This window comes from Streptomyces sp. NPDC047028, assembly GCF_040644095.1.
GTDB lineage: Bacteria > Actinomycetota > Actinomycetes > Streptomycetales > Streptomycetaceae > Streptomyces.
Genome location: NZ_JBEYVS010000090.1, coordinates 1 through 8,607 on the forward strand (window position 1 = coordinate 1; position 8,607 = coordinate 8,607).

General features: G+C 72.6%; 9 protein-coding genes. 7 read left to right on the plus strand and 2 right to left on the minus strand.

Annotated elements, in window-relative coordinates:
- Positions 1-488: CopD family protein (locus tag ABZ854_RS36425; protein WP_361220143.1), on the plus strand; the 488-nt coding region annotated here is incomplete at its 5' end.
- Positions 489-533: 45 nt separating this feature from the next.
- On the opposite strand, the gene ABZ854_RS36430 is transcribed toward ABZ854_RS36425, so the two are convergent.
- Positions 534-914, minus strand: coding sequence for a hypothetical protein (locus ABZ854_RS36430; protein ID WP_361220146.1), 381 nt, complete (start codon positions 912-914; stop codon positions 534-536).
- Positions 915-1,013: 99 nt separating this feature from the next.
- Here ABZ854_RS36430 and sigJ point away from each other — a divergent pair, with 99 nt between their 5' ends.
- The 5 genes from sigJ to ABZ854_RS36455 all read left to right on the plus strand — a co-directional run bounded on the left by sigJ (position 1,014) and on the right by ABZ854_RS36455 (position 6,539).
- Positions 1,014-1,952, plus strand: a complete 939-nt coding sequence (gene sigJ, locus ABZ854_RS36435; RefSeq protein ID WP_361220149.1) for an RNA polymerase sigma factor SigJ — start codon at positions 1,014-1,016, stop codon at positions 1,950-1,952.
- Positions 1,953-2,162: 210 nt separating this feature from the next.
- Positions 2,163-4,190 (plus strand): NPCBM/NEW2 domain-containing protein, encoded by a 2,028-nt coding sequence (locus ABZ854_RS36440; protein WP_361220151.1) that lies wholly within the window; start codon positions 2,163-2,165, stop codon positions 4,188-4,190.
- 288 nt (positions 4,191-4,478) lie between these two features.
- Complete coding sequence (gene dhaK / locus ABZ854_RS36445; RefSeq protein WP_129311177.1) at positions 4,479-5,471, plus strand: dihydroxyacetone kinase subunit DhaK; 993 nt, start codon at positions 4,479-4,481, stop codon at positions 5,469-5,471.
- A gap of 46 nt (positions 5,472-5,517) precedes the next feature.
- Positions 5,518-6,126: a dihydroxyacetone kinase subunit DhaL gene (gene dhaL / locus ABZ854_RS36450; RefSeq protein WP_361220155.1), complete on the plus strand. Its 609-nt coding sequence runs from the start codon at positions 5,518-5,520 to the stop codon at positions 6,124-6,126.
- 2 nt (positions 6,127-6,128) lie between these two features.
- Positions 6,129-6,539, plus strand: a complete 411-nt coding sequence (locus ABZ854_RS36455) for a PTS fructose transporter subunit IIA (protein ID WP_361220158.1) — start codon at positions 6,129-6,131, stop codon at positions 6,537-6,539.
- Here the strand turns inward: ABZ854_RS36455 and ABZ854_RS36460 are convergent.
- On the minus strand, positions 6,524-7,288 hold the full coding sequence (locus ABZ854_RS36460) for a glycoside hydrolase family 75 protein (RefSeq protein ID WP_361220161.1): 765 nt from the start codon (positions 7,286-7,288) through the stop codon (positions 6,524-6,526). The genes ABZ854_RS36455 and ABZ854_RS36460 overlap by 16 nt on opposite strands.
- Before the next feature lie 550 nt (positions 7,289-7,838).
- Between ABZ854_RS36460 and ABZ854_RS36465 the strand changes: the two genes are divergently transcribed.
- Positions 7,839-8,372 (plus strand): hypothetical protein, encoded by a 534-nt coding sequence (locus ABZ854_RS36465; RefSeq protein WP_361220164.1) that lies wholly within the window; start codon positions 7,839-7,841, stop codon positions 8,370-8,372.
- Positions 8,373-8,607: the final 235 nt, after the last annotated feature.

An 8,607-nucleotide genomic window follows, 5' to 3' on the forward strand; every position in this document is an offset into this window, starting at 1 on the left:
GGCGCCGCGTCAGCCTCGTCGCGATGATCTGCGTCGCCGCCGTCGTCGTCTCCGGACTGTGGATGACCTGGGAACACGTGGGCGCCGTCAGCCAGTTGTGGACGACCGGCTACGGACTCGCGCTGCTCGTGAAGACCGTCCTCGTCCTGGGCATGGTCACCGCGGGTGCCGTCAACCAGTTCTGGCTGATGCCCCGCATGACGCGGGCCCGCCGCGCGAGCGACAACGCCTCGCTCCGCCACCTGACGCTCCGGCACTTCCCCAGGGTCGTCTGGGGTGAGGTCGCCCTTGGTCTGGCCGTCCTCGTCGTCGTCCCCTTCCTCAGCGGCTCAGCCCGCCAGGAAGCCGGCGGCGCCCGGGCCGAACCGTCGGCGGGCGTCTACACCGCGGGCCTGGCCCTCGCCCTCGCCCTGGCCGTCTCCCTCTACGCCACGGCCCGCGCGTCCGACGCCCTCTCACGCCGGACACCCGCCGCCGACCCCGCCTGACCGGCGTCGGTCCACGCCTCCCCGATGCCGGGGACTGACGCCACCTCAGCACCGGGCCAGCGCCAGCACGCTCAGGCCGAACATCAGCACCCCGAGCGGGAGGTGGACGGACGGTACGTGGGCGATGCCGATTACGACCTGGACCGAGGCGAGTGCCAGGAAGCCGGACGCCTGCCATACGGGCCGGGGCGATCCGCCGCCCGGCTTCCACGCCAGCACCGCGGCGAGCACGTACAGCATCGACGCCCCGTACATCACCCGGGCCCCGGCACTGTGCAGTGTCTCTCCGTAGGACGACGTCAGCAGCAGCCCGGCGGAAACGGCCTGGAGGAAGATGGTCAGCGTCTGCAGGGCGATCGCGATCCGCAGGAACGAGGCCCCGCGCCGGGCCTTCGCGGTCGCCTTCGCCGTCACCTGAGTGGCCATGGCGTATCCCCTTTTCCGCCCTCGGGCAGTAGATCGATAAGGTCTCACCACACCGACGACGTGGGACGGCGAAAGGTAAGGCGGGGGGCGGCCGGAGGCATGGAACCTGTCGGGACCGGCGCGGGCGGGGTCGCCGCCGAGCGACGCCAACTGCTGAATGTCGCCTACCGGTTGCTCGGTTCCGTGACGGAGGCCGAGGACGCCGTACAGGACGCCTACGCCCGCTGGTACGAGCTGCCGCGCCTCCGGCAGGAGTCGATCCTGTCCCCCGCCGCCTGGCTGACGACGGTGACCAGCCGCATCTGTCTGGACCTGCTCGGGTCGGCGCGGCTCCGCCGTGAACGCTATGTCGGCGCGTGGCTGCCGGAGCCGCTGCCCGACCGCACCGAGTGGAACCACGCTGCCGGCCCCGCCGCCACCACCGCGGACCCCGCCGACCAGATCATCCTGGACGAGTCGGTGACCCTGGCCTTCCTCGTCGTGCTGGAGTCGATGACACCCGCCGAGCGGGTGGCGTTCGTCCTGCACGACGTCTTCCGCTACCCGTTCGCGCAGATCGCCGAGGTGCTGGACCGGACCCCCGCGGCCTGCAAGCAACTGGCGGCCTCGGCCCGCCGCCGGGTGGGCGCCAAGGGCACGTCGCCCGCGGCCGGCCGGGCCGAGGTGGTGAGGCAGGTCCGGGAGGCGTGGGAGACCAAGGACGTCGCGGCGCTCGTCCGTCTCCTCGACCCCGCCGCGGTGATGACGGCCGACGGCGGCGGCCTGGTCGGCACCGTCCTGCGCCCGGTCGAGGGCGGCGCGCGCATCGCCCAGTACATGGTCGCCGTCGCCGGCACGGCCCCGGGACCGCGCCTCCTGGAACGGTCGGTCAACGGCGTACCGGGGCTGGTGGCCGAGCGGGCCGGCACGGTCGTGACCGTGGCCGCGTTCGACATCACCGACGGACACGTCAGCCGGATCTGGGTGGTCCGGAACCCGGAGAAGCTACGGCCGTGGAGGCGCGCGGGCCGGCCGGCGCCGGGTGCGGGCATACCGTAGCGCCTTCCGTGGCGGTTCCGACCACGCCCTCACAAAATCAAACAGACTCCCATGTCGGCCGTACCGATCAGTCGCTTAGTTCCCGCTTCAACTCGTCCTGAATCAAAGGCGCCCAACCCCTTCCGACAATTTCCAACACGATCTAACGTAGGCGCTCGTTCGTCATGGACATCTCAGTCCCGCGGCAGCACACGGAAGGACATGCGAGGCATGCGCCAACTCTCAGCCCGGAGTGCACGACTCAGAGGAATAGGGGCGCTGACGGCAGCGGTGCTGTGCGGCGCCGGACTCGGCGCTCCGGCGGCCGTCGCGGCGGCACAGGACAGCACGCCGGCGGGGACGTCGCCCGGTGCGGGTCTGGTCGACACGCCGCCCATGGGCTTCAACAACTGGAACTCCACCCACTGCCGGCCGGAGTTCAACGAGGACATGGTCAAGGGCATGGCCGACCTGTTCGTCGCGAAGGGCCTCAAGGACGCCGGGTACCGGTACATCAACCTGGACGACTGCTGGGCCGAGTCGCAGCGTGACGCGAACGGCAAGCTGGTGCCGGACCCGGTGCGCTTCCCGCACGGCATCAAGGCGGTCGCCGACTACGTCCACTCCAAGGGCCTCAAGCTCGGCATCTACACCAGCGCGGGCACGCACACGTGCAGCAGCGTCGGTTTCCCGGGGGCGCTGGGCCACGAGTACAGCGACGCCCAGCAGTTCGCCGACTGGGGCGTGGACTACCTCAAGTACGACAACTGCAACAACCAGGGCGTGGACGCCCAGAAGCGCTACACCACCATGCGCGACGCGCTGAAGGCGACCGGGCGCCCGATCGTCTACAGCATCTGCGAGTGGGGCTCGAACAAGCCCTGGCTGTGGGCCAAGGGCGTCGGCGACCTGTGGCGCACCACCGGTGACATCAGCGACAGCTGGGGCAGCATGCTGTCGATCATGAAGCAGAACCTGCCGCTCGCCCCGTACGCCGGCCCCGGCCACTGGAACGACCCCGACATGCTGGAGGTCGGCAACGGCGGCATGACGGACACCGAGTACCGAACGCACTTCTCGATGTGGTCGGTCATGGCGGCACCGCTGCTCATCGGCACCGATCTGCGCCAGGCCGACGACGCGACGTACCAGATCCTGGAGAACAAGGACGTCATCGCCGTCGACCAGGACAAGCTCGGCAAGCAGGGAGTCGTACTGTCCTCCGAGGGCGGCCGCTGGGTCGTCGTGAAGGAGATGGCCGACGGCGGCCGCACCGTCGCGCTGTTCAACGAGAGCGACCGGGCCCAGCGGATCGCGACCACCGCGACGGCGGCCGGTCTGGCCACGGGCCACGCCTACCGGGTGCGGGACCTGTGGCAGCACCGCGACTACAACTCGGCCGGCACACTCGCGGCCACCGTCCCCGCCCACGGCACGGTCCTGCTGCGGGTGTGGAAGGACAACCACTCCGTCGTCTACCCGCCGGCCGCCGAACTGGGCGCCACGGGCGCGGACTTCGTCCAGCCGGGCAAGACGCAGCAGGTGACGACCACCCTCACCGACCTGGGCCGCACCACGGCCAGGCGGGTCTTTGTCGACCTCGACGTCCCGGACGGCTGGCGGGCCGAGGCGACCTCCCCGGCCACGGCCCGCACCCTGAAGAGCGGCAAGGCGCTGACCACGACCTGGTCGGTGACCGCCCCGAAGGGCACCGCCCCCGGCAGCTACGGCGTCAACGCCGTGGCCACGTACTGGCCCTCACACGGAGACGCGGTCACCACCCGGGTCCCGCTGCGGGCGCGGGTGGCCGTGGCGCCGCCGGCCGGTGACTCCTTCGCGAGCGACCTGACGGCGCTCAGCTCGGCAAACGGCTGGGGTCCCGTGGAGAAGGACCACAGCAACGGCGAGTCCGCCGCGGGCGACGGCAAGACGCTCACGATCGCCGGCACCACGTACGCCAAGGGCCTGGGCACGAACGCCGCCAGCTCCGTGGAGTACTACACCGGCAAGCAGTGCTCGGCCCTCAAGGCCACGGTCGGCGTGGACGACGAGGTCGGCGACCGCGGATCGGTCACGTTCGAGGTACTCGCCGACGGCAGGAAGGTCGCCTCCACCGGCCTGCTGAAGGGCACCGACGGCGCCCAGCAGATCGCCGCCGACATCTCCGGGGCCCAGTCCGTGCAGCTGGTCGTCACGGACGGCGGTGACGGCCCGGACTACGACCACGCCGACTGGGCGCAGCCGACGTTCAGCTGCTGATCCCTGCGTACGACGTGGCCGGTGCGGCCCGACAGGCCTCGCACCGGCCACCGGCACGCTCGCGGGGGGGGCCGCCTCACCCGCCGACCTCGGCCCGGACCCGGTGCCGGCGGTCCGGCACAGACGTCGCGGACCCGTATGCGGGGCGTCGGCAGGGGCGGGAGTGGTCAGTGCACATGACCTCCGCTGCCGCAAGGCCGATACTGATGAGCAGGGCCTTGTCGCCCTGGCCCGAACAGGAAGAAACCCGGTCAGAGCGTCACCCGCTGAGCTTCCGAGGAGATAGGCATGAAGATGCTGATCAACGTCCCCGAGACCGTGGTGGCCGACGCGTTGCGGGGTATGGCGGCCGCGCATCCGGATCTGACGGTGGACGTGGAGAACCGGGTGGTCGTTCGGCGGGACGCGCCCGTGGCCGGGCAGGTGGGGCTCGTCTCCGGCGGCGGGTCGGGGCACGAGCCGCTGCACGGCGGGTTCGTGGGCCCCGGCATGCTGTCGGCGGCCTGCCCGGGCGAGGTCTTCACCTCGCCGGTGCCGGACCAGATGGCGCGGGCCGCGGCCGCCGTTGACAGCGGGGCCGGGGTGCTGTTCATCGTGAAGAACTACACCGGCGACGTGCTCAACTTCGACATGGCGGCCGAGCTCGCCGAGGACGAGGGCATCCAGATCGCGAAGGTCCTGGTCAACGATGACGTGGCCGTCACCGACAGCCTCTACACGGCCGGCCGGCGCGGGACAGGGGCCACGCTGTTCGTGGAGAAGATCGCGGGCGCCGCCGCGGCCGAGGGGCAGCCGCTGGAGCGGGTGGAGTCCCTCGCCCGGCAGGTGAACGAGAACGCGCGCAGCTTCGGTGTCGCACTCAGCGCGTGCACCACGCCGGCCAAGGGCAGCCCCACCTTCGACCTGCCGCCGGGCGAGCTGGAGCTGGGCATCGGCATCCACGGCGAACCGGGCCGGGAGCGGCGGCCGATGATGACCTCCGGGGAGATCGCCGACTTCGCGGTGCACGCAATCCTGGAGGACATGCCGCCGCGCAACCCGGTGCTCGTCCTCGTCAACGGCATGGGGGCGACTCCGCTGCTGGAGCTGTACGGCTTCAACGCCGAGGTGCAGCGGGTGCTGGGCGAGCGCGGGGTGGCCGTCGCCCGCACCCTCGTCGGCAACTACGTCACGTCCCTCGACATGGCGGGCGTCTCGGTCACGCTCTGCCAGGTCGACGAGGAGCTGCTGCGGCTGTGGGACGCTCCCGTGAAGACCCCGGGGCTGCGCTGGGGCATGTGACACGGCGGGCCCGGCGACCGACTTCCCTACTCTGCGAGGAGACCCAGTGCTCGATGCCGACTTCTTCCGCCGTTGGATGACGGCGACCGCCGATGCCGTGGACCGCGAGGCGGAACGGCTCACCGCCCTAGACTCGGCCATCGGGGACGCCGACCACGGCAGCAATCTGCGGCGCGGGTTCACGGCCGTCCGGACCGCCCTGGAGAAGGAGGCGCCGGACACCCCGGGCGGGGTGCTGGTGCTCGCCGGGCGCCAGCTGATCTCGACGGTCGGCGGCGCCTCCGGGCCGCTCTACGGGACGCTGCTGCGTCGTACGGGCAAGGCGCTCGGGGACGCCGCCGAGGTCGGCGAGGACCAGCTGGCGCAGGCGCTGCGGGCCGGCGTGGACGGCGTGATGGCGCTCGGTGGCGCGGCGCCCGGCGACAAGACCATGATCGACGCGCTGGTGCCGGCGGTGGACGCGCTCACGGACGGCTTCGCCGCCGCGCGGTCGGCCGCCGAGGAGGGCGCGAAGGCCACCGCCCCGCTGCAGGCCCGCAAGGGCCGGGCGAGCTATCTCGGCGAGCGCAGCATCGGCCACCAGGACCCCGGGGCGACGTCGTCGGCATTGCTGATCGCCGCTCTCGGGGAAGCGGCGCACGCAGCGGAGGGCTGACCGTGGGTGACGAGAAGCTGGTCGGAATCGTTCTGGTGTCGCACAGCGCGGAGGTGGCCGCCTCCGTCGCGGCACTGGCCAAGGGTCTGGCGGGCGGGGCCCCGGCGGTGCCGGTGGCCCCGGCAGGCGGCACCGAGGGCGGCGGGCTCGGCACCAGCGCCGAACTGATCGCCGCGGCGGCCGCCTCCGTGGACCGCGGCGCCGGGGTGGCGCTCCTCACCGACCTCGGCAGCGCGGTCCTCACGGTCAAGGCGCTCCTCGCGGAGGGCGACGAACTCCCGGAAGGCTCCCGCCTGGTGGACGCGCCGTTCCTCGAAGGCGCGGTGGCGGCCGTGGTCACGGCGGCGACGGGAGCGGACCTGGACGCGGTGGAGGCGGCGGCGGCGGAGGCGTACGGCTACCGCAAGGTGTAGGCCGGCGCCCCGGTGCGCCTGGTGTCCCGGTGTGCCCGGTGCCTCGGCCAGTTGTCCCGTACGAATCTCCTCGCCAGCTTCTCCCCCATCGCCACCGCGGCCTCGTGGTCCTCGATGGGGTCGAGGCGCGAGCCCTTGAAGACGATGTACGTGACACCGAAGGACGCTCCGCCGTGGAGCGGGTCGGGGTGGATGCCGAGGCGGCGGGCGGTGGCGTAGGAGGCCTCACCGATGATGCCGCGGGGGCCGGTGTCGCCGACCACCGCGTACTGGACACGGCCCCGGTAGACGACCGCGGCCACCGAGCCGCCGTGGACGCCGTCCTTGTCGTGGTCCCAGATGCCGCTCGGCGCCGGGACCACGATGTAGGGCAGGGACTCGGCGTCGAGGTGGCGGCCGTCGGACTGCGGATAGGCGGTGGCCGCGGAGAACAGCGGGTCCGTGCGGCGGTTGCAGTGGGCGGTGCGCCGGCCGTCGCAGTCGACGTCCAGGTCGGCCTTCCAGAACACGGCCTCCCGGGTACCGCAGACGGGGACGGTGGCGCGGGCGCCCGCGTCCGTGCGGTACCGGCCGTGGGAGACCTGGTCGCAGTCGCGCACCCGGTCCAGCAGGTCGGCGGCCGGGACCTCGCCCTCGCTGTGGGCGGCGGAGTCCGCGGGTGGCCGCGCGACGGCGGCGGTGGCGGGAAGCGTCGTCGGGGCGAGCAGGGCGGCTGCGGCCGCGGCCAGCGTCAGCGACTGGACACGCACGATGGGGACCTCTCCTGGGGGACGCGAAGAGGTACATCCGATCGAATGCCGGGCTGACCAGGGTGTACGAACCACCCTGAGTGGGCCGGATGGAGCAGCTTTCTGACACCCCGTGGGAAGAGACCGGGGGCCGGGGAGCCCGGACCGGTGCCGGCCCGGGCTTCCGGCCCACCCGTGTCGGCGCGGATCCGGCGACGACAGCGTTACCGCGCCACAGGTCTGAACTCCCTGTTCAGCGGCGGGAGTTAGACCGTCCAGGGCTTCAGCATACGTAACGGCACCGGATGCCCACCAGCGTGCCTCCCCTGCCGGGTGCGGGCCGGTACCGGTCCGGCGTGCTCGTTCCACTCGCCGGGGGACGGGAGCGGACGCGCTCACGGGGCGCAGGGGCGGCGGCCGGCCGGGCCGGGGCATGAACGTCACCTGATCGGGTGCGGTCCAGGTGCGGCACGGTCCGGCTGCGCGTTGGCTGCACTTGAGGCAGCACGGTCGTTTCCCGACTCCCGGCGGCGCATGGGACGTACCGCCACCCGTGCCGCCGGAGGCCCCAATGCGAACTACCCGACTCCTCCTCAGCTCCGGGCTGACCCTGGCGGCCGCCGCCACGCTCCCGGCCGGACTCGCCGGGCCGGCCGCGGCGGCCTCCGGGATCTCCGTGAGCACCACCGGGTCCACGGTCTCGGTGGTCACCAGCGCCTGCACCCAGATCAACGGCAGCTGGGGCAACGCCTCGCTGCTGAGCAGCGGCCAGGCGAACTTCTCTCAGGGCCGGCAGGTGGCCCTCTCGGGCACCACGGTCAGCCAGTCCGCGGCCTGGTCGGGGGTGAGCCCGGGGACGTACACCGTCGTCGTGCTCTGCTCCAGCGGCTCCACGGCCGGCTCCCAGTCCGTCATCGTGTCCGCCGCCGCGCGGCCCACGATCTCGGCGACGTCCAAGCCGTCGCGCGGCGTGATGGGCGGCCTGGGCGGCGCCTCGCGCGACTACGGCACCCTCACACTCGGTATCGGCGCGGGCCTCGTGAGCGCGGGCGTCATCGCGACGGGCTGGTTCCTGCGCCGCCGCTCGAAGCCGTACCGACTCTGAACGAACGCCCCGGCCCCGGGCCTGGCGGCCCGGCCCCAGAACGGCAGCCCGGCCTCGGACCGGCAGCCAGTCCACCCAGGGGCGCAGTCCGCCCGCGGGGCACCCCGCGGGCGGACGGCGTCGTCAGTCCGCCGGCCCGCCGCCCGGACCGGCGCCCGGCTCCCGGCCGGACCCAACCACTGACAGATCAGTGACGAAAACCCACTGATAGAACAGCACAGAATATGTGCTCCGT

What these genes read in the sequence shown, in the direction of transcription:
- ABZ854_RS36430 (WP_361220146.1), bottom strand. Translation starts at nt 914, where the DNA reads ATGGCCACTCAGGTGACGGCGAAGGCGACCGCGAAGGCCCGGCGCGGG.
- sigJ (WP_361220149.1), top strand. Translation starts at nt 1,014, where the DNA reads ATGGAACCTGTCGGGACCGGCGCGGGCGGGGTCGCCGCCGAGCGACGC.
- ABZ854_RS36440 (WP_361220151.1), top strand. Translation starts at nt 2,163, where the DNA reads ATGCGCCAACTCTCAGCCCGGAGTGCACGACTCAGAGGAATAGGGGCG.
- dhaK (WP_129311177.1), top strand. Translation starts at nt 4,479, where the DNA reads ATGAAGATGCTGATCAACGTCCCCGAGACCGTGGTGGCCGACGCGTTG.
- ABZ854_RS36465 (WP_361220164.1), top strand. Translation starts at nt 7,839, where the DNA reads ATGCGAACTACCCGACTCCTCCTCAGCTCCGGGCTGACCCTGGCGGCC.